Origin of the sequence: Enterorhabdus sp. P55 (assembly GCF_009911695.1) — a bacterium.
Lineage (GTDB): Bacteria > Actinomycetota > Coriobacteriia > Coriobacteriales > Eggerthellaceae > Enterorhabdus.
This window is the reverse complement of the sequence record NZ_QWKK01000001.1, coordinates 17,864-38,562: the sequence shown is the minus strand read 5'-3', so window position 1 is coordinate 38,562 and position 20,699 is coordinate 17,864. Positions and strand designations below refer to the sequence as shown.

At 71.0% G+C, this 20,699-nt stretch carries 17 protein-coding genes; 15 read left to right on the top strand and 2 right to left on the bottom strand.

Annotation, left to right across the window (positions count from 1 at the left end; genetic code table 11):
- Positions 1-33 precede the first annotated feature (33 nt).
- The 3 genes from D1643_RS00170 to D1643_RS00160 are packed head-to-tail and all read left to right on the top strand — an operon-like array spanning position 34 to position 4,057.
- Positions 34-1,188 carry a hypothetical protein gene (locus tag D1643_RS00170; protein ID WP_160707436.1) on the top strand — a complete coding sequence of 385 codons (1,155 nt, stop codon included), beginning with the start codon at positions 34-36 and terminating at the stop codon, positions 1,186-1,188.
- Positions 1,185-3,089, top strand: coding sequence for a hypothetical protein (locus D1643_RS00165; RefSeq protein WP_160707434.1), 1,905 nt, complete (start codon positions 1,185-1,187; stop codon positions 3,087-3,089). Before D1643_RS00170 ends, D1643_RS00165 begins: the two co-directional genes overlap by 4 nt.
- Entirely contained in the window at positions 3,086-4,057 is a 972-nt protein-coding gene (locus D1643_RS00160) for an FHA domain-containing protein (RefSeq protein ID WP_160707432.1), read from the top strand. The genes D1643_RS00165 and D1643_RS00160 overlap by 4 nt, the downstream gene beginning before the upstream one ends.
- Positions 4,058-4,103: 46 nt before the next feature.
- Here D1643_RS00160 and D1643_RS00155 read toward each other — a convergent pair whose 3' ends face one another.
- Entirely contained in the window at positions 4,104-5,117 is a 1,014-nt protein-coding gene (locus D1643_RS00155; protein WP_160707430.1) for an Ltp family lipoprotein, read from the bottom strand.
- Between the two features lie 593 nt (positions 5,118-5,710).
- On the opposite strand from D1643_RS00155, the gene carA reads away from it, so the two are divergent.
- The 12 genes from carA (at position 5,711) to holA (ending at position 19,835) form a co-directional block, all read left to right on the top strand.
- Positions 5,711-7,072 (top strand): glutamine-hydrolyzing carbamoyl-phosphate synthase small subunit, encoded by a 1,362-nt coding sequence (carA, locus tag D1643_RS00150; protein WP_160707428.1) that lies wholly within the window; start codon positions 5,711-5,713, stop codon positions 7,070-7,072.
- Entirely contained in the window at positions 7,073-10,306 is a 3,234-nt protein-coding gene (carB, locus tag D1643_RS00145; protein WP_160707426.1) for a carbamoyl-phosphate synthase large subunit, read from the top strand.
- 90 nt (positions 10,307-10,396) lie between these two features.
- On the top strand, positions 10,397-11,194 hold the full coding sequence (locus D1643_RS12155; protein ID WP_370520228.1) for a dihydroorotate dehydrogenase electron transfer subunit: 798 nt from the start codon (positions 10,397-10,399) through the stop codon (positions 11,192-11,194).
- On the top strand, positions 11,194-12,126 hold the full coding sequence (locus tag D1643_RS00135) for a dihydroorotate dehydrogenase (protein WP_160707424.1): 933 nt from the start codon (positions 11,194-11,196) through the stop codon (positions 12,124-12,126). Before D1643_RS12155 ends, D1643_RS00135 begins: the two co-directional genes overlap by 1 nt.
- Positions 12,120-12,872, top strand: a complete 753-nt coding sequence (gene pyrF / locus D1643_RS00130) for an orotidine-5'-phosphate decarboxylase (RefSeq protein WP_160707422.1) — start codon at positions 12,120-12,122, stop codon at positions 12,870-12,872. Before D1643_RS00135 ends, pyrF begins: the two co-directional genes overlap by 7 nt.
- Before the next feature lie 309 nt (positions 12,873-13,181).
- Positions 13,182-13,490: an integration host factor, actinobacterial type gene (gene mihF, locus D1643_RS00125; RefSeq protein ID WP_160707420.1), complete on the top strand. Its 309-nt coding sequence runs from the start codon at positions 13,182-13,184 to the stop codon at positions 13,488-13,490.
- A gap of 6 nt (positions 13,491-13,496) precedes the next feature.
- A complete protein-coding gene (gene gmk, locus D1643_RS00120) occupies positions 13,497-14,069 on the top strand; it encodes a guanylate kinase (RefSeq protein ID WP_160707418.1) in 573 nt (190 codons plus the stop codon).
- A 7-nt stretch (positions 14,070-14,076) separates the two neighbouring features.
- The gene (locus tag D1643_RS00115) at positions 14,077-14,337 is read left to right on the top strand and encodes a DNA-directed RNA polymerase subunit omega (RefSeq protein WP_160707416.1); all 261 of its coding nucleotides are present in this window, start codon (positions 14,077-14,079) and stop codon (positions 14,335-14,337) included.
- Positions 14,337-15,557, top strand: a complete 1,221-nt coding sequence (thiI, locus tag D1643_RS00110) for a tRNA uracil 4-sulfurtransferase ThiI (protein ID WP_160707414.1) — start codon at positions 14,337-14,339, stop codon at positions 15,555-15,557. Before D1643_RS00115 ends, thiI begins: the two co-directional genes overlap by 1 nt.
- Positions 15,558-15,776: 219 nt before the next feature.
- Positions 15,777-16,454, top strand: a complete 678-nt coding sequence (locus D1643_RS00105; RefSeq protein ID WP_160707412.1) for a ComEA family DNA-binding protein — start codon at positions 15,777-15,779, stop codon at positions 16,452-16,454.
- Positions 16,455-16,546: 92 nt separating this feature from the next.
- Positions 16,547-18,844 (top strand): ComEC/Rec2 family competence protein, encoded by a 2,298-nt coding sequence (locus D1643_RS00100; RefSeq protein ID WP_160707410.1) that lies wholly within the window; start codon positions 16,547-16,549, stop codon positions 18,842-18,844.
- Positions 18,845-18,848: 4 nt separating this feature from the next.
- Entirely contained in the window at positions 18,849-19,835 is a 987-nt protein-coding gene (gene holA / locus D1643_RS00095) for a DNA polymerase III subunit delta (RefSeq protein WP_160707408.1), read from the top strand.
- Positions 19,836-19,894: 59 nt separating this feature from the next.
- On the opposite strand, the gene rpsT is transcribed toward holA, so the two are convergent.
- Positions 19,895-20,419 (bottom strand): 30S ribosomal protein S20, encoded by a 525-nt coding sequence (rpsT, locus tag D1643_RS11980; protein WP_160707406.1) that lies wholly within the window; start codon positions 20,417-20,419, stop codon positions 19,895-19,897.
- Positions 20,420-20,699: the final 280 nt, after the last annotated feature.

Genomic DNA, 20,699 nt, shown 5'->3' with positions numbered 1-20,699 from the left:
TCCGCGACGATCAGGGGAAGATGGGGTGATTTCGTGAGCAGGCTTTCTCGGTCGTGGCCGATTGCGGGCCGCGCCTTCGCACGCGCCTCCCTGACCCCCAAGCTGCTGGCGGTGCTTGCCTTCTCCTTCGTCGTTGCCGGCGCCGGCGTGCTGACCTACGCCCAGGCGCTTCCCGGCCTTGCAGCGCAGAGCCCGCTTCTGCAGATGATGGCCGGCCAGGGACGCTCGTCAGGCGGCTATGTCCCCTGGGGGCCGCTCGGGAGAACGGAGCGGACAGTCGACGGCGAGCCGGCCACGGCATCGGCCGACGGGAGCCTGGCCCAGACGGAGGGCGGCATGGCCCCCGCAGCCGCAGGCGGCTCAGACGCAGGGACCGCCCTTCCCGGCACGAGCGCCTTGGCTGCAGGCGGTACCCTGGGGCTTTCCCTTCCCACCGGCGGATCGGGAGGACCGCTCGCCAGCCTCGGCGGGCTCGGCTCGGCCGCGAATGCGGCCTCCGGGGGCGCCTCTGCCGGCGGGGGTTCCTCGTCCGGAACGCCCTCCTCAGGCGGTGCGTCCTCGAGCGGTAGCGGCTCGGGCGGCGCCTCCGCCGACATGCCGACGACCACGACCCCGCCCGAAGGCTCCGCTGGGTCGACTCCCGATCCCGCGCCTGCGCCGGCGCCGAAACCTGAGCCAGAGCCCGCGCTCTCCCCCGAGCAGGGCGGCCCGGTCCCCGAGGCCATGGAGGCCCAGATCCACCAGGTGCTCGTCGAGGAGCTGGCGGGCCTGCAGGCCTGCTCCGACAAGGCCTGGTCGCGTATCAAGCAGTACGAGAGCCTCAGCCGGTCGACGGACTACGGCGCCCGCAAGGCCGCCGCCCAGGGCTGCGCGGAGGAGATCTACCCCATCCACGAGCGGCTCGTCCGGGTGTCGGACCGCATGCGCGCGGTCTGCAACAGCAGCGACGGCATGCAGGTCTGGTCGCAGTCCCGCTGGTACGGCGCCTACGTGAAGATGACCGAGGCCTACAGCCGGCTCGAGACCCTGATGTCCCAGCTGTCCCAGGCGTGGGAGGCCAACGTCCGCAACGAGGATCCCAACAACGACGTGCAGGCGTGGAGCGCGCACCTGCCCTACAGCTCCAGCACGGGCAATCCCGTCAGCTGGGACCAGTACCGCAAGACGGCCGCGGAGATACGCCTGTGAGCGACGCGACCCTGCTCATGGCGCAGCCGGCCAACGTCGGCGTGTCCCATCCCGCCGAGCCCGCGTCCGCGATGTCGCTCGTGCGCATCGAGGGCTTCGAGCCGGTCGAGTACCTGGCTGACGGCGCGCGGGAGGGCTACCTGCGCCGGTTCACCACCGTGTTCGTCGACGAGGCCTCCGAGCGCCGCGGCGGCGTCGGACGGGTCCTGCGGGCCGCCAACCCGCGGGGAGAGCGCCTGGCGCTCAAGTTCCTGGTGCTCCCCGAGGGCGCCGACGAGGCTGCCGAGGCAGCGCTCCGCGCGACGTTCGAGGAGGAGTTCCGCGCGCACCAGCGGCTGAGTGGCCTGCGCGGGTTCCCTCGGCTCTACGGCCGCGGCCTGGCGGATGGCGTGCCCGTGGTGGTCATGGAGTGGATCGAGGGGCTCACGCTCGAGCGCGCGGCCCGCCAGCTGGCCGTGGACGATGCCGGGCGCCTGAGCCCCCTCACCGCCGCCCGCATCGGGCGCGATCTGTTCGACCTGCTCGCCCGCATGGACCTGCTGAAGTGCGGCCTGGCTCACCGGGACATCTCGCCCGCCAACGTGATGGTGGAGACCGCGCGCCTCTCGCTATGCGACCAAGTGGAAGAGGGCGTCTTCGAGCTGCGTCTCATCGACTTCGGCTCCTCGGCGGTGCTCGACGAAGGCAGCACCGCCGTCACCGGGCGCCTCGGCGAGCACCGTGGCGCCACCGCCGACTACGCCCCGCCGGAGATGCTCACCGAGGACGTGGCCGCCGCCGAGGCGCTGCGTCACTCGCCGGCGGTGGACGTCTACGCGGCCGCGAGCGTGCTCTACCGGCTGCTGGAGGGCCACCCGCCCTACGACCTCAGCTTTGCCGGCCGCGCCGAGCGCGGGCACCGCTCCGCCTACCGCATCAAGACGGAGTTCGCCTTCGAGCCCTTGTGCGGCGCCCATGGGGCGGCGGCGGACATCGCCGGCATCCTCGGCCAGGAGCCGGAGGTGGCCGTGGCGGTGGGCCAGGCGTCGGCGGCCCTGGAGAGCGCGCCCTCAGGCAACGCGGTGCGCCTGGCGCTCACCTCGGTGGACTCCCAGTTGGAGCCGCTGCTGGAAGCAGCCCTCTCGCCTGACCAGGAGCGGCGGCCGTCAGCGGCCGCCCTGCGCGACGCCCTCGACCGCTTCTGCCGCAACTACGCGGGCAACATCGGCTGCGCTCTGCGTGGCGAGCCCCTCGCGCCCTGCGGCCCCGATGGCGAGGGAGGCTCGCCGAGACGGCGCGGCCTCGGCCGCAAGGTGGCCCGGGGTATGATCGGCGCTGTCTCCGCGGCCCTGGTGGCGTCTGTGGCGGCGTCCGCCGGACTGCTGACAGACGGCATGGCGGTGAGCCTGCCGGCCGGCGACCCCTGGTGGTCGGGGCCGCTGCCGGGAGCCGCGACCTCGGTAGTGCTCCTGGCGCCGTGCCTGGCGGGGCTGCTGACCCGCGGACGGGCGCGCTGGTCGGGCGCCGGCCTCATCCGGGCCGCCGCTGCATCGTTCGCTGTCGGCGTTGCGGCGGCGGTCCTGGTGGCCCTCGGCAGCTGGCCGGCGCCGGAGGTGCGCGACTCCCTCTTCGGCGCGCTGCTCATGGCCGCCGTGGCGCCGATGCCGCTGTTCGCGGCCGACTATGCCCTGGCCCCGCCCCGCGCGCCGCGCCCGGCGGCGAAGAAGGCGGGGGAGGGGCCCGCCCGGCGCCCCGTGCTGCCCTGGGGCGCAGATCCCGCTGCCGCGGAGGCGCGCTCCCTGGTTGCCGCCGACGCATCGGCGCTGACCGCAGGCGCGCCAGCGGCCCACGCTGATGGCGCCCCGGCCGAGCCGGAGGCCGTCTACGAGTTCGATGATCCCGTTCCTGAGGAGATGCGATGAGTCCTGCTGCGAGCACCCCCGTCGCGGTGCTGTTCGACATCATGAAGCGCCACGGCGGCGTGAGCAATCGGGAGCTGGCCACCATGATCCTCTCCGGGAGGCCCCTCGCCGATGGGCACAGCCCCCAGAGCCGCGTGGAGGATCGCACGTGGCTCTCCCGCTTCGTGGTGCACGCGCCGGTCGCATCCCTAGGCGACCACCTGTTCTGCGACTACACGGCCGGGGCCCTGCGCCTGGCCGCGCGGCTGAGCTCGGCCAGGCGCTCGTCGCGGGGGCGCTCTGATGTGATGGCCGCGGTCTTCGGCAAGGAGGGACGCGCCATGGACCGGGCCCTGGAGGCCGCCGGCCAGGACGCGACCGTCTACCGCAATCTGATGGAGCGCATCCGCCAGGAGGAGTCGCTCTCGGAGACCGAGCGGGCGGAGGCGGCGCTCGTGCTGATGATCACCGCCGCGTGCACAGCTGACGTGGGCCGCGCCGCCACGGAGACGCAGGGCTTCGCCTTCTCCATGTTCGGCAGCGGTCTGATGACGCCGCCGCCCGCCGCCGATGCGCTGGCTCCCCGCCAGGAGGCCTTCGACGCGGCGACCGCCCCCTGGCTCGGCCTGCTGCGCCTGGAGGGCAGCCTGGTGGTGGGAGAGCCCCACTGGGTTGCCCCGAGCGAGGAGGGCACGCAGATCGGCGCCCTGGCCCTCGGCGAGGGCGCGGTGAGCAAGGTGGGCCCCGACGTGTCGGGCCTGCACGCGCGCCTCTGGTGCGACAACGCGGGGCGCTGGTGGGTCGAGGGCCTCGGCTCGCGCAACGGCACGGTGCTCGTGAGCGGCCTCACCGGCGAGGAGATGACGGTGGAGCCGCCCGCCGCCGAGCGTCGGAAGTGGCAGGCCGCCCCCGTGGAGGTGGCCCCTGGCGACCAGCTGCGCCTCGGCGAGTCCACCACCTTCGTCCTCATCGAGGGCCTCCCAGGATAGCGCGAAAAACAGAGGGGCCGCGTCATCCCGACGCGGCCCCGCCTCCTTACAGCCCCACGGAATCTGCGCCGTGCTCAGCTTCCTCGCGGGTAAAGCCCTCGTACTCAAGCTGCTCGATGAGTCCCGATCGAGAGAACGACTTTATCTCCAGGTAGCTCTTAGCCTTACGGTCGGCCTGCTCCGGCCAGTTGACGACCACCCAGGTGGCGCCGAACTCGGCGTCTGCGTGAGAGAACCCCTCGTACTCAAGCTGCGCTATCAAGCCCTCCTTGGAGAAGGCGCTGACCTCCAAGTAGCGCTTCGCCCTGTCCGTGGCGCTCTTCTGGCTAGGCGTGGCCTTCGCCCTCGCTTCGTCGACGAGTTCCTGCTGTTGCTGACGTACGGCGCTCTGCAGCTCGCTCTTGGCTTGTGCCCCAAGACTCCGGGCCGCATCCTCGCCGCAGACAAGGGCCGTGGCGGCATGGACGAGGTCATAGCTTGGCGTGTCCACGTACTCGCATGAGCTCAGCATGGTATCCAGCCTCTCGGGGTTGTCCTCGGAGCACACTGCCTGGGCGACGATGAAAAAGCTGCCGTTCACGCCAATGGATCGAATGGCGTAATGATCCCCCTCGTACTCAAAGGGGTCGACAGCGAAGATGGGCATGGCAAACGAGTCGTCGTGGTGGGCGCAGTAACTCTCCACCTCCTCCCCGAGAAGGGACTTGGGGAACGCCTCAGCAGCCGACTTGAGGCTGTGCACTATCTGCTCGCCCCGCATCGTGCCCGCCTCCTTTGGAAGCTCCACTTTCATGAGGATCAGGTAGTCGTTCTTTTCCTCGTCAATGTAGAGTACTGATTCCTTGGAATCGGAAGGCGCCGCTCCCTCGTGATAGCTCTCAGGGATGGAGAACCGTACTCCCTCGAACTCAACCGTCTGCGTCGGCTCCGCCTGGGAGACCCCCGTCTCAGCGAGAGACGCCCCCTGACCCTCGCCGTCCGTCGTCGCGCAGCCTGTCATGGCAAGGCCAGCGACGAGAGCGAAGGCCGTCATCGTCGCCATTGTCTTCTGATACCCCATGGTTTCCTCCTTTTCCCTCAGCCAGCCTCCAAGCCGGCTGGGGCCATGCTAGGGGAGAAGCGCCGGCTTTCGTTGCGCAACAAGGCGTCCCAAAGTGAGCAGAATCGACGGTTTTGCGACATGAGGAGGCTGCGCGATAGCCTGATCTTCCGCGTTTGATACCGATATTCGATCGTTCGTGTCGTTGTCGACGCCAAAGGCCTTCGAAGAGGGACTGAAACGTCGCAAAACCGTCGATTCTGCTCACTTCGCCGCTCTCCTCTGGGCGCCAGCCCCGCGCGGCCCCTCCACGGCCCGCCCTGCGGGTGCCGCGCGGGGGCCGCTCGCGGGGCCGGCCGTGGAATTCCCCGCTTCCCGCGCCCATTCGCACCCAGGCGGCGTATACTGTCTTCCAGCCTTTAAGGCGGTACAGAGAGACCGACAAGGTGCGCGACACACAACCTAACCCCACCACCAGTGCGCCCTCGTCCGTGACGGGGGCGTTTTCACGCCTCGGGCCGGGGAACCCGGGCGCGAGGGAGCCCTGCGCGCAACGCGAAGCGCGCGGCGGGGCGGGGGAGGAGCCGGTCGCCCAGAAGAGAAGGGAAAGAGGCTTGAGCGAGATATCCGATAAGCTGCTGGCGTCCACGACGAAGCCCGCGCGCGGCCGCGCCGTGCTGGCGCTCGAGGACGGGGCCGTGTTCGAGGGCACCGCAGCGGGCGCTGAGGGCGAGGTCTTCGGCGAGATCTGCTTCAACACGTCGCTCGAGGGCTACCTGGAGGTGATCACCGACCCCTCCTACGCCGGCCAGATCATCACCATGACCTACCCGCAGATCGGCAACTACGGCGTGAACCTGGACGACTGCCAGTCCGAGCACCCCACCCTGCGCGGCCTCATCGTGCGCGACCTGTGCGCCACGCCGTCCAACTGGCGCTCTGAGATGAGCCTGCCGGCCTTCCTCGAGCAGCACGGCATCGTGGCCGCCGAGGGCATCGACACGCGCGCCCTCGTGCGCCACATCCGCGACCATGGTGCCCAGCGGGCGGTGCTCTCCACCACCGACGCCGACCCGGCGAGCCTCGTGGCCAAGGCCCGCGCAAGCCAGTCCATCGTCGGCGTGAATCTGGCCGCCACCGTCTCGCGTGCCGAGCCGGCCTCCTTCACCGTCGCTGACCTGCCCGCCAGCCAGCGCTTCGCCCTGGCCGACGCCGCCACGCCCCGCTACAAGGTGGTGGCCTACGACTGCGGCACCAAGCGCTCCATCCTCGAGAACCTCGTGCGCGTGGGCTGCGACGTCACCGCGGTGCCCTGGGACACCCCGGCCGAAGACGTGCTGGCCCTGAGCCCCGACGGCGTGTTCCTCTCCAACGGCCCGGGCGACCCGGAGGCCGTGGAGGGCACCTATCGCCAGGTGGAGCAGCTGCTCGGGCGCGTGCCCGTCTTCGGCATCTGCCTGGGCCACCAGATGATCTCCAAGGCCTGCGGCGCCGCCATCGAGAAGCTCAAGTTCGGGCATCGCGGCGGCAACCAGCCGGTCATGAACCTGCGCACCGGCCGCGTGGAGATCACCGCCCAGAACCACGGCTTCGGCCTCGTGTTCCCCTCGCTCGGCGAGCTTGTGCCCGAGCTCTCGGCCGGCTTCAGGGGCCATGAGGACGACCTGCGCTTCTGGGCCCGGGCCGCGTGCGCGCCCGTCGTCGCCAACGAGCGCTTCGGCCGCATCCAGCTCACCCACGTCAACCTCAACGACGGCACCGCCGAGGGCATCGCCTGCCTCGACATCCCCGCTTTCAGCGTGCAGTACCACCCCGAGGCGTCCCCCGGGCCCACCGACGCCCACTACCTGTTCACCGCGTTCACGCGCCTCATGGACGGCCGGGACGACTACCTGGACATCGACATCGCGAAGGACCGCCTGGCCGGCTGGCGCTTCGCCGAGGACGGCGCCGCCGCGGAAGGGAGCGTGGCCTAAATGCCCAAGCGCGAAGACATCAAGTCCATCCTGGTCATCGGGTCGGGCCCCATCGTCATCGGCCAGGCCTGCGAGTTCGACTACTCGGGCGCCCAGGCCTGCAAGGTGCTCAAGGAGGACGGCTACCGGGTCATCCTCGTCAACTCCAACCCGGCCACCATCATGACCGACCCGGGCCTGGCCGACGCCACCTACGTCGAGCCCATCACCGCCGAGTTCGTGGAGAAGGTGATCAAGCGGGAGCGCCCCGACGCGCTGCTGCCCACCCTCGGCGGCCAGACCGGCCTCAACACCGCCGTCGACCTGGCCAAGTCCGGCGTGCTCGACCGCTACGGCGTGGAGATGATCGGCTGCGATTTGGCCGCCATCGAGCGCGGCGAGGACCGCAAGCTCTTCAACGAGTGCATGGCCGAGCTCGGCGTGGAGACGGCGCGCTCGGGCTACGCCTACTCGGTGGCCGACGCCGAGGCCATCGTGGCCGACCTCGGGTTCCCCGTGGTGCTGCGACCCTCCTTCACTCTGGGCGGCGCCGGCGGCGGCATCGCCCACGACCTTGACGAGCTGCGGCTCATCGTGTCCCAGGGCCTCGAGCTCTCCCCAGCCGGCGAGGTGCTGGTGGAGGAGTCCATCGAGGGCTGGAAGGAGTTCGAGATGGAGGTGATGCGCGACGCCGCGGGCAACGGCATCATCATCTGCTCCATCGAGAACTTCGACCCCATGGGCGTGCACACCGGCGACTCCATCACCGTGGCCCCGGCCCAGACCCTCTCGGACGTGGAGTACCAGCGCATGCGCGTGGCATCGCTCGCCATCCTGGAGAAGATCGGCGTGGAGACGGGCGGCTCCAACGTGCAGTTCGCCGTCAACCCCGCCAACGGCCGCATGGTCATCATCGAGATGAACCCGCGCGTGTCGCGCTCCTCGGCCCTCGCGTCCAAGGCCACCGGGTTCCCCATCGCCAAGGCCGCGGCCAAGCTGGCCGTGGGCTACACCCTCGACGAGATCACCAACGACATCACCAAGGCCACCCCGGCCTGCTTCGAGCCTTCCATCGACTACTGCGTGGTGAAGGTGCCGCGCTTCGCGTTCGAGAAGTTCCAGGGCACCGACGACACGCTGTCCACCCGCATGAAGGCCGTCGGCGAGATCATGGCCATCGGGCGCACCTTCGAGGAGGCGCTCGGCAAGGCCATGCGCTCGCTCGAGAACGGCCGCGCCGGCCTGGGCGGCGACGGCCGCGGTATCGAGGGGGAGGCCACCGACGCGGACCTGGACGACCTCGTGGCACGTCCCACCGCTGAGCGCATCCTCTTCGTGGCCGAGGCCCTGCGGCGCGGCCGCTCGGTGGCCGACGTGCAGGCCGCCACGGGCATCGACCCGTTCTTCCTGCACCGCATGGCCGACATGGTGGCCGTCGAGCGCGCGCTTGCCGGCATGCGCCTGGACGAGCTCGACCGCGACGCGTTCCTCGTGGCCAAGCGCTACGGCCTCTCCGACGCGCAGATCGCGCATCTCACCGGCTCTGACGAGCTCACCGTGCGCACCTGCCGCAAGATGTGCGGCGTGCGCCCGGCCTTCAAGACCGTCGACACCTGCGCGGCCGAGTTCCCCTCCTCCACGGCCTACCACTACAAGACCTACGACGCCGTGGAGTCAGAAGTGGCGCCGAAGGAGCGCCGCCGCGCCATGATCCTGGGCGCCGGCCCCAACCGCATCGGCCAGGGCATCGAGTTCGACTACTGCTGCGTCCACGCGAGCTACGCCCTGGCGGCAGCAGGCTATGAGACCATCATGGTCAACTGCAACCCCGAGACCGTCTCCACCGACTACGACACCTCCGACAAGCTCTACTTCGAGCCGCTCACCTTCGAGGACGTCATGGACATCGTGGACGTCGAGCAGCCCGACGGCGTGGTGGTCACCCTCGGCGGCCAGACGCCGCTCAAGCTGGCCCGGGCCCTCGAGGCGGCAGGCGTGACCATCCTGGGCACGAGTCCGGAGGCCATCGACCTGGCCGAGGACCGCGACCGCTTCTCGGCCATCCTCGACGAGATGGGCATCACCTACCCGGCCGCCGGCATGGCCTCCACCTTCGAGGAGGCCTGCGCCGTGGCCGACCAGATAGGCTTCCCGCTGCTCGTGCGCCCGAGCTACGTGCTCGGCGGCCGGGGCATGGCCATCGTCTACGACGGCGCCCAGCTGGAGAAGTACATGGGCGAGGCGGCCCGCATCTCGCCCGACCATCCCGTCTACCTCGACCGCTTCCTGGAAGGTGCCGTGGAGGTCGACCTCGACGCGCTCTGCGACGGCGAGGAGGTCTACGTCGGCGGCATCCTCGAGCACATCGAGATGGCGGGCATCCACTCGGGTGACTCGGCTTGCTGCACGCCGCCCTTCTCGCTGTCCGAGGCCGTCCAGGCCCGCCTGCGCTCCATCGCGCGGCGCCTGGCCCTGCGCCTGGGCGTGGTGGGGCTCATCAACATCCAGTTCGCCATCAAGGACACGGTCATCTACGTCATCGAGGCCAACCCGCGCGCGAGCCGCACGGTGCCCTTCGTCTCCAAGGCCACCGGCGTGCCCCTGGCCAAGCTGGCGGCCCGCGTGATGGCGGGGGAGAAGCTGGCCGAGCTGGGCCTGCCCGACGACGAGCGGCGCCTCGACTACTTCAGCGTGAAGGAGGCGGTCATGCCCTTCGGCCGCTTCCCCGGCGCCGACGTGGTGCTGGGACCCGAGATGAAGTCCACCGGCGAGGTCATGGGCATCGCCCGCAACTTCCCGGCCGCCTACACCAAGACCCAGCTGGCCATCAGCTACGCGCTGCCCTCCGGCGGCACGGCGTTCCTGTCGGTGAACGACCGCGATAAGCGCGAGCTCGTGCCCATCGCCCGCGACATCGCGCGTCTGGGCTTCAGCATCGCCGCCACCGAGGGCACCGCCCGCGCCCTGCGCGCCGTGGGCGTGGAGTGCGAGGAGATCGGCAAGATCCACGAGGGGTCGTCCTCCATCATGGACCGCATCGCCGCCGGCGAGATCTCCTTCATGATCAACACCCCCTTCGGCACCGCCACCCGCGGCGACGGCTACGAGCTGCGCATGGCCGCCGTGCGCCACGGCGTCACCTACGTGACCACGCTGGCCGGCGCCCAGGCCATGGTGGCCGGCATGGAGGTAGTGCGCGACGCCGGACTCAAGGTGATAGCCTTGCAGGACCTGCCCCAGCACGTCGCCGAGTAGCCTGCGCGCAGGCTACGGCAGGCGGGGGAGGCGAGTGCTTCCCCTGGACGCAAGACCGATGAACGCCCTGCGGGGCGGGAAAGGACGGACGTGACCACCCTTTGCAACGAGAAGGCGCCCATCCTCGTCAACGAGGAGATCGGGTGCAACATCTGGCTCATGACCGTGGAGGCCCCTGCCATCGCGGGCGGCGCGCGGCCGGGGCAGTTCGTCCACGTCCGCGTCCCCGGCATGGACGATCACATCCTGCGTCGCCCCCTCGGCATCTACGCCGCCGACGCAGAGGCGGGCACCGTGGACATGATGTACCAGGTGCTCGGCTTTGGCACCGAGCGCATGACGGCGCTTCCCCTCGGCGGGTCCGTGGAGCTGATCGGCCCCATCGGCCGCGGCTGGCAGCCCCCCGCGGGCTGCTCCCGCGCGCTGCTCGTGGCCGGCGGCGTGGGAAGCGCGCCTCTGCACCCGCTCGCCTGCGAGCTGGCAGCCGCCGGCGTGGAGGTGACCGCCGTCCTGGGCGCCGGCACCGCCGACGCCCTCGTGGCCCGCGAGCGCTTCTGCGCCGCCCTCGACTGCGAGCCGGCCTGCTCCACCGACGACGGCACCTACGGGCGCGCCGGCTTCTGCACGCCGCTCGTGGAGGAGGCCCTGGCAGCGGCCGCCGCGGAGGGGCGCCCCTTCGACTACGTGGCCTGCTGCGGTCCCGAGCCGCTCATGCGCCTGGTGGCCGCCATGGCCGCCGAGGCCGGCGTGTTCTGCGAGGTGTCCCTTGAGCGCCGCATGGCCTGCGGCGTGGGCGCGTGTCTGTCATGCGTGGTGGACACCGTGGACGGCAAGCGCCGGGCCTGCGTGGACGGGCCCGTGTTCCCTGCGACGGAGGTGGTGTGGTAATGCAGCGATCCCCCCGCGATACCAAGGTGAGCCTCGCCGTCGACCTGGGCGGCCTGGCCATGAGAAACCCCGTCACCACCGCCTCGGGCACCTTCGGGGCCGGGCGGGAGTACCACGACTTCGTGGACGTGGCCGCCCTCGGCGCCGTCACCACCAAGGGCGTGTCGCTCCACGGCTGGGAGGGCAACGCGAGCCCCCGCATCGCCGAGGTGCCCTCGGGCATGCTCAACTCCATCGGGCTTCAGAACCCCGGCGTGGCGCACCTGAAGGAGCACGAGCTTCCCTGGCTCGCCGAGGTGGGCGCCACGGCCATCGTCAACGTGTCCGGCCACAGCTTCGACGAGTACGTGGCCGTCATCGAGGCCCTCGAGGAGGCCCCCGTGGCCGCCTACGAGGTGAACATCTCGTGCCCCAACGTGGATGCCGGCGGCATGACCATGGGCTGCCACGTCCCCTCGGTGGAAAAGGTGGTGGGACTGTGCCGCGCCGCCACGAAGCGCCCGCTCATCGTCAAGCTCACGCCCAACGTCACCGACATCGCCGAGATAGCCCGCGCCGCGGAGGCGGCCGGCGCGGATGCGGTGTCGCTCATCAACACGCTGCTCGGCATGGCCGTGGACGCGCGGCGCCGGCGCCCCCAGCTCGCCCGCGTGGTGGGCGGCTTCTCGGGCCCGGCCGTCAAGCCCGTGGCCCTGCGCATGGTCTGGCAGGTGGCCCAGGCCGTGGAGGTGCCCGTGCTCGGCATGGGCGGCATCACATCAGGCACCGACGCCGTGGAGTTCCTGCTCGCCGGCGCCACCGCCGTGGCCGTGGGCACCGCCAACTTCGCCAACCCCTGCGCCACCGTGGACGTGATCGACGGCATCATCGACTACTGCGAGGAGCAGGGAGTGTCCGACGTCAACGAACTGATAGGAGCCCTCGAATGCTAGAGAGAAACCTCGTCGCCGACTTTCACGCGCTGCCGGCGCGCGACCGCGTCATCGTGGCGCTTGACTGCAACACCGGCTGGGAGGCCATCGTCATGGCCGACGCCCTGGTGGGCAAGGCCTCGTGGGTGAAGGTGGGCATGACCCTCTACTACGCCGAGGGCCCGGCCATCATCCAGATGTTCAAGCGCCGCGGCTTCAAGGTGTTCCTCGACCTCAAGTTCCACGACATCCCGCACCAGATCGAGGGCGCGGCCCGCTCGGCCACGGCCGCGGGCGCCGACATGATCACCATGCACACGGTGGGCGGCCGCGCCATGATGGAGGCGGCCCAGCGCGGCGCCGAGCTGGGAGCCGCCGACGCCGGCCGCTCCGTGCCGGCCACCCTCGGCATCACGGTGCTCACGTCTATGAACGCCGAGGCCCTGGCCGAGACCGGCGTCACGCGCCCCCTGACCGACCAGGTGGCGGCGCTCGCCGAGCTGGCGCGCCTCTCGGGCATCTCCGGCGTGGTGGCCTCGCCCCTCGAGGCGGCCATGCTCCGCGAGATCCTGGGCCCCGACGCCTTCATCGTCACGCCGGGCGTACGCCCCGCCGGCGCCGAGCTGGGCGACCAGAGCCGCGTCATGACGCCGGCCGAGGCCTTCCGCGCCGGCTCCTCCCACATCGTGGTGGGCCGCCCCATCACCCAGGCGCCTGACCCCGTGGCGGCCTTCGACGCCATCGCCGCCGAGCTCGAGGGCCTGTAGGCCACGACGCGAGCCCGCCCGCCCCGGCAGGGGGGCGGGCCTTCCCCTGACGCACCCCTCGCTCGCTTTGCGGCAAAAGCCCAGCATATGCGGGTATTTTGTAGTGGATTTGCGGAATTCGGCCCGTTGAGGGGCCTTTTTCGCGGCCGGCTGCCCATAATGGCCCCATGGAAAGCGGCCGCGCCGCCGAAAGCCCCGCCCGATCAGGGGGTTTCGGCGCATTCTGCGGAATCGGACCTTCGGGGCCGACGCGGCGCCCCCGACCATGGCAGTATCACGAGACCATCCGGAGAGAAGGAGACATACCCCATGGCTATTCCCCAGCTGAGCCCCGAGGCCCGCGCCGAGGCCCTCGAGAAGGCAAAGGCCGCCCGCATCCGCCGCGCCGAGGTGCGCGATGACCTGAAGTCCGGAAAGCTCACCATCGAGCAGGTGCTCGATATGAAGGAGGATCCGGTCGTGGGCCGCATGAAGGTGGTCACCCTCATCGAGACCATGCCCGGCTACGGCAAGGCCAAGGCCGAGAAGGTCATGCGCGAGCTGCAGATCGCTGAGAGCCGCCGCCTGCGTGGCCTGGGAGACCGCCAGCGCACCGCGCTGCTGGAGCGGCTGGGCTAAGGTCGCATGAGGCACGGAAACCTCTTCGTCATCTCGGGCCCCTCGGGCGCCGGCAAGGGCACGCTCGTGGCCCGTCTCCTCCAGGAGGTGCCGGACGCGTGGGTGTCCGTCTCGGCCACCACGCGCTCCCCGCGTGAGGGCGAGCGCGACGGCGTCCAGTACTTCTTCAAGACCGAGGAGGAGTTCATGGACGAGGTCGCCCACGACGGGCTGCTCGAGTGGGCGCGCTATGCCGGCAACTGCTATGGCACGCCGCGTGCCTCGGTGGAGGAGCACATGGCCGCAGGCGACCAGGTCATCCTGGAGATCGACGTCCAGGGCGCCTTTCAGGTGCGTGAGAAGATGCCCGCGGCGCGCCTCGTCTTCATCGAGCCGCCCTCGCTCGAGGTGCTCGAGGCGCGCCTGCGCGGACGCGGCACCGAGGCCGATGACGTCATCGCCGAGCGCATGGCCGCCGCCGAGGTGGAGCTTTCCCAGAAAATGAGCTATGATATACGGCTGGTAAACGACGACCTGGACGAGGCAGTCCACGCCCTGGTCGCCTACGTAGACGAACAAGCCGAGAAACCGCGAGGATAACCAACCTATGAGCATCATCGAACCTAAGATCGACGTCCTGCTGGGCGAGACCGACAACGACCGCTTCCTGCTGTGCGCCCTGGCGTCCAAGCGCGCCCACGACATCAACGACATGATGCGCGGCCAGCGCGATCGCGCCATCCAGCTGCAGACCGCCGTCGAGATCGCCCGCGCCGCCGACAAGAAGCCGCTCTCCCTGGCGTTCTCCGAGGTCGCCCGCGGCGAGGTCTCCTTCAACCCGGAGTCCATCGACGTCAAGAACCACTAATGGCGGAGTTTCAGCGCATCATCCTGGTCCACTACCACGAGATCGGGCTGAAGGGCCACAACCGCAGCGTATTCGAGAAGCGCCTCCTGAGAAACCTGGAGGCGCTTCTTTCCGCCTACCCCCTGGTCACCATCCACCGCATCGCCGGGCGCCTGTGCGTGTTCCTCCGCGAGGGCACGGATTGCGGCACCGCCGTCGCCTGCGCGGACGCCATCGTCGGCGTGCCGGGCGTGGCGCGCGTCTCGTGCGGCTTCAAGTGCGAGCGTGACCTGGGCCAGATGGGCGAGGCGGCGCTGCTCGCGCTCGCCGAGGCGGGGGAGTTCGCGAGCTTCAAGGTGCACGCCCGCCGCAACCACACCGACTTTCCCATCGACTCCATGCAGATGAACCGCGACGTGGGGGCCCTGCTGTGCGCCGCGCACCCCGACAAGCGCGTCATCATGAAGAACCCCGACGTCACCGTGGGGGTAGAGGTGGTGCAGAGCGCCGCCTACGTCTACGCGCGGTCGGTGCGCGGCATCGGCGGCCTGCCCGTCGGGTCGTCCGGGCGCGTGGCGTGCCTGCTGTCCTCGGGCATCGACTCGCCGGTGGCGCTGTGGCGCATGGCCCGGCGCGGCGCCGTGCCCGTGGGCGTGCACTTCTCAGGCCGCCCGCAGACCTCTGACGCCTCGGAGTACCTGGTGGACGACATCGCGCACGTGCTCGAGAAGACGGGTTGCATCGGCCGCGTCTACGTGGTGCCCTTCGGCGACTGCCAGCGCGAGATATCGCTCACGGCGCCCCCCTCGCTGCGCATCATCCTCTACCGCCGCCTCATGTTCCGCGTCGCCGAGCGCCTCGCCCAGAGGGAAGGCGCCGGCGCGCTCGTGACCGGCGAGAGCCTCGGCCAGGTGGCCTCGCAGACCCTCGAGAACATCCACGCCACCGACGCCTCGGTCACCCTGCCGGTGTTCCGCCCGCTCATCGGCAACGACAAGCTCGAGATCATCGATCAGGCCCAGCAGCTGGGAACCTTCGAGATATCGTCCATGGACGCGCCGGACTGCTGCACGCTGTTCATGCCGCGCTCGCCGGAGACCCATGCCCGCCTTGAGGACGTGGAGGCCGCCGAGGCCGATCTGCCCATCGAGCGCTGGGTGGAGGAGCTGGCCGCAGCCGCTGAGCCCCACGACTACGCCTGCCCTGCCTACAGGCCGCGAAAGCCGCGCGCAGGGGAGTAGGGGCGAGACAACCGGTAGCAGGGGACGCCTTCGGGCGTCCTTTTTTTTGCGCCAGGAGCCTCCGTTGGGCCGCGGGGGCGCCGACCCTCGAAGCCCTCTGCGGCGCGGGGCGGGTAAGCGCGGTCGCTCCGCGCACCTCGCCCCGCCGCCCGCGAGACGACCATGCGTCGGCGGGGGCGGGTAGCCTCGGACGGACGTACCCGGGGAAAGGCAGGCGCCATGGCGTTTCAGGACAGTGCAGACTCGCTCCGCTCACGACTTCACCTCACCGCGCTGCGACCGGCCGCGCTCGGCGTGCTGCTGACAGCTGCGGCCGTGCTCGTCGGGGCCATCGTCGTCTTCGCGGGCGCGCTCGCCCCGCCTGCCTTCGAGGTGCGTCCCGCGAGCGAGGCTCCTGCGGCAGGCACGCCGGAGGGCGGCGCGGGCTCCTCTGCCCCCACGCCGGAGGAGCCCGCGCGCATCTACGTCCACGTCGGCGGCGCCGTGGCAGCGCCTGGGGTCTACGCGGTGCCGGAGGGCTCGCGGGTCGATGACGCCGTGGCCGCCGCCGGGGGCCTGGCCGCAGATGCCGCCCCCGACGGGGTGAACCGCGCCCGCGTGGTCGTCGACGGCGAGCAGGTGGTCATCCCCACCCTCCAGGATCAGGAGGCTGCCGCGCCTTCGGCGAGCGTCCCTGCCGCAGGCGCCCCGGCGCCTTCTGCCAAAGCGCGCGTGAACCTCAACGCCGCCACAGCTGCCGAGCTCGTCACGCTCAACGGCATCGGCGAGGCCACGGCGGCCAAGATCGTCACCGATCGTGAGGCCAACGGCCCTTTCGCCACCGTAGATGACCTCATGCGCGTCCCGGGCATCGGCGAGAAGAAGCTCGCGGCCCTGCGCGACGCCGTGTGCGTATGAGGCCGCCGCATCCCCTCGCCAGCCGCCTGCGCAGCCGCGCGCGCACCCGGCCTGCGCCACGCAGCGTCCGCCCGAGCCTTCCGCCGCTGCTCGTGCTTGGGCTTGGCACCTGGGGCGGCGCGGCAGGCGCTTACGCGCTCGCGGCCTCCCTAGAGCCCGCCGCACTGCTCGCGCTCTCCCTCGTCGCGCTCCTCATCGCCATGGCAGGTGCCGTCCTGTGGGCGCGCCTGCGCTCGCCGGCGCTCGCGTGCCTGGCCCTCGGAGCCGTGCTGGGTGCTGCCTGCGGCCTCGTCGGCGCGCTTGACGCACGATCCACGGCGGTCGAGCAGCCCCAGTGGGGCACCTGGCACCTCACGCTCGTCGACGACGCGCGCGAGGCTGATCGCGGCCACCGCGCCCTCGCGCGCGTCCGTGACGCTGGCGGACGCGCCCTCCTCGTCAGCCTCAACCTCCCTGAGGGAGGGGAGGGCCTGCTCGCAGGCGACGTGGTTGAGGCCCGTGCCGCCCTCAAGCCTACCGGCGAGGAAGCCGGCGGCTACAGCTGGCAGCGCGGCATCGACGGGCGAATGACCGCGAGCGCCTGGGAGCTCCTTGTGCCTGAGGGCGCGCTCGCCCCGCTGCGCGCCCTCAGGCGGAAGGCCATCGAGGGGCTGGCACGCTACGGCGGATCAGGCGCCCCGCTCATGCAGGCGCTCGCCTGCGGCTATCGCGCGCCGCTGGACGCCGTGGGCGGCTACGGCGCCTACCAGGCCTGCGGCCTTGCGCACCTCGTGGCGGTGTCAGGCGCGCACCTCTCGCTCATGGCGCTCGCCTGCGGCGGCCTCATGCGCGCGTTCCGCCTGCCGCGGCAGGCCCAGGCGATCACCACCCTTGCCTTCATCGGCGGCTTCCTCGTGTTCTCCGGCATGCCCGTCTCGGCTCTGCGCGCCGCGCTCATGACTGCATCGTCCCTCGGCGCGCTCTTCGCGCGGCGCCGGCCGGCCGCGCTCTCGGCCCTCGGAGGCTGCCTCGTCGCGTTTCCCGCCCTCGATGCGCCGACGGCCCTCTCCGCGTCTTTCACCTTATCCGCCGGCTCCACCCTGGGGATCGTGCTCTTCGCGAGCCTCATCGCATCCTGGCTCTCCTTCCTTCCCGGACCGCTGCGCAAGGCGGTGGGCGAGCCGGCGGCGCTCACGCTCGCCTCGGCCGTGGTCACGCAGCCCTACGCCGCGGCGCTCTTCGCGCGACTGCCCCTCATCGCGCTGCCCGCCAACGTCTTAGCCGCGCCGCTGTTCGTCCTCGCCTGCCTGGCGAGCCTTGCCTCCGCCATCGCCGTCGCGCTCGCATCAGACGCGGCTGGGCCCCTCGTCGCGCTTGGCGCGGCGGCCACGCTTCCCCTCAGCATCGCGACGAAGGCGCTCGCCGCCCTGCCGCAGGCAAGCATCCCCGTCGACCTTGGCGTGCTGCCCATGGCGGCGCTCTCCTGCGGGATGGCGGCGGCGCTCTACCGCGCCTGGCCCCAGCCGCGCCCCCGTGCTGTCATGGGCGGCGCCGCGGCGGGAGGCGCGGCGCTTGCGCTGGCCCTCCTCGTCCTGCCCCTGCTCGCGCCTACGCAGATCATCATGCTCGACGTGGGGCAGGGCGATGCCATCCTCCTGCGCAGCGGCGGCGCGACGATGCTCGTGGACACGGGAAACCAGGACAGCCGCCTTTTGCGGGCACTCGCTCGTCACGGCGTCTGGCGCCTCGATGCCGTGGCCGTGACCCACGCCGATGACGACCACTGCGCCTCCCTCGGCGCGCTGGCGGGCACCGTGCCCGTGGGCCGCGTCATCATGGCCGCCGACGCGCTTGGCTGCCCCTGCCCCTCCTGCACGGCCCTGCGCGCGGAGGCGGCCGCCCTCGTCGGCGAGGCGGGGATCGTGGGCGTGGAAGCGGGAGACAGCCTGACCTGCGGCGCGTTGGACGTGGCAGTGCTCTGGCCACGCGCCTTCGCCGAGGAGGGCGGCAACGCCGACAGCCTCTGCTTGCTCGCCACGGCGAAGGCCGACGGGGAGGGGAGGAGCTGGTCGGCCCTGCTCACCGGGGACGCCGAGGCGCCCACGCTCGTCCAGCTGGCCGACGCGGGCGCGCTCGGGCGCGTCGACGTGCTCAAGGTGGGCCACCACGGCTCGGCCGTCTCCCTCGACGGCGCCCTCGCACGACGTCTCGCGCCGGCGGTGGCCCTCGTGAGCGCGGGAGAGGGCAACCGCTACGACCACCCGCGCCCCGAGCCCCTCGCCGCCCTCGACGCCGCGGGCGCGACGACCTTCCGCACCGACCGCCACGGCGATGTCACCGTCACCTTCACGCCCGACGCCCTGCGCGTGGACGCCCAGCGGCCCGCCGGTGGGGAAAGTCGGGTAGAATAGCGCTATGGCTACCTCGAAGAAAAACGACGCGCTCCTTCCCGCCTACCTGGTGGTGGGGGAGGACTCCCTCAAGCGCCAGGCTGTGCTCGCCCGGCTGCGCACGCGCCTGTCGGCGCTTGGCGATATGGAGTTCAACTCCGATGACCTGGACGGCGAGACCGCCGTCGGCGCCGACATCGTCACCTCCTGCAACACCATCCCCTTCGCGAGCGACGCGCGCCTCGTCTACGTGCGCAACGCCGAGAAACTCAAGAAGACGGACTCCGAGGCGCTCGTCGCCTACCTCAAGTCGCCCTGCCCGAGCACCGTCCTCGCGCTCGAGGCGGAGAAGCTCGCGAAGAACACGCGCCTCTACAAGGCCGTCGCGGCCCTCGGCAAGACAGCCGTCATCGACTGCGCCCCGCCGAAGCGCGTCGAGCTGCCGCGCCAGGTGCGCGCCATGGCGGTCACCCACGGCGTCACCTTCACCGACGGCGCGGCGGTCAAGCTCATCGAGCTGGTGGGGGAGGACACCGTCCACCTCGACAGCGAGATACGCAAGATCGCGCTCGCGCACCGCGGAACCGCCGCCGTCACCGATGCGGAGGTGGCCTCCCTCACGGCGCGCACGGCCGAGCCCAAGCCCTGGGAGCTCGTCGACGCGTTCGCCGCACGCGACCTGCGCGCCTCCCTCGACTGCCTCAGTCGCATGGAGTCCGCCTCGCCCCACGCGCTCATCGCCATGTGCGCAAGCCGCCTGCGCGAGCTCATGTGCGCCCAGGCGATGGCGCGGCGCGGCAGCGGGCTGCCCGGGCTCGCCCAGGCGCTCAAGCTGCCCGACTGGCGCGTGAAGAACCATCCCAAGTGGGCGCGCCTGTTCACCGCCGAGGAGCTGCGCGCCGCCCTCGCCTCGGCCCGCGACGCCGAGCAGGCCATGAAGAGCGGCTCAGACGCCGATGCCGTCTTCCGCGACTGGCTCATCGCCATCACCTCGCGCCGCCCGCTCGTCTAGGGGCATGAAAAAGGGCCCCGCGATGCGGGGCCCTGCACGTCTCTGGATGTGAGGCGAGCCTACTCGGCAGCCTCCTCGGCCTCGCCCTCGGCGGCCTCGGCAGCAGCGGCCTCCGCCTCGGCCTTGGCGGCCTCAGCAGCCTCCTTGGCCTTGCGCTCGGCGGCCTTCTCCTCCTCCTTGAGCTGCTTCTCGCGGCGCTTCGCCTTCTCCTTGGACGCCTCGGCCATGGCGGCCTTGCGAGCGGCCTTGGCCTCGGCCTTCTTGGAGCCGGTCTTCTGGGCCTTCGGGGCGGCCTTCTCGTAGGCGGCGATGTCCTCGGCCGTCACCACGGTGTTGGCGAGCGCCATGATGCCGCTCTTGCGGTTGGCGGCCTGGTTCTTGTGGATGATGCCCTTGGAGGCAGCCTTGTCCATCAGGCGGCACGCGGCGCACGCGGCGGCGTAGGCAGCCTTGCCGTCGCCCTCGGCCACGGCCTCGCGCACGCGGCGCACGGCGGTCTTGAGCTCGGACTTCACCATGCGGTTGCGCAGGCGGCTCTTCTCGTTGGTGATGATGCGCTTCTTCTGGGACTTGATGTTAGCCATGGGATGATTGCCTTTCTCGCGTTCGTTCGGTATCCCGTATGCGGTATCCAACGACACGAACGCGCAGCGGCCAAGGCGCCGCCTGAGGCACATCGTGCGAGCGGGAGGCGGGCGGGATTTCTCCGTCTCCTCGACCCGTCGGGCGCTTCGTCCCCGGGTCGCCAGCGAGCGTCATCTCTAAGCGCAGCCACGTCTGCAGATTTGGCGGTGGAATCACCGCGCGTACGTATCGCTGGATACACAATGCGATAGAATACCAAAGACCTGCGGCAACGCGCAA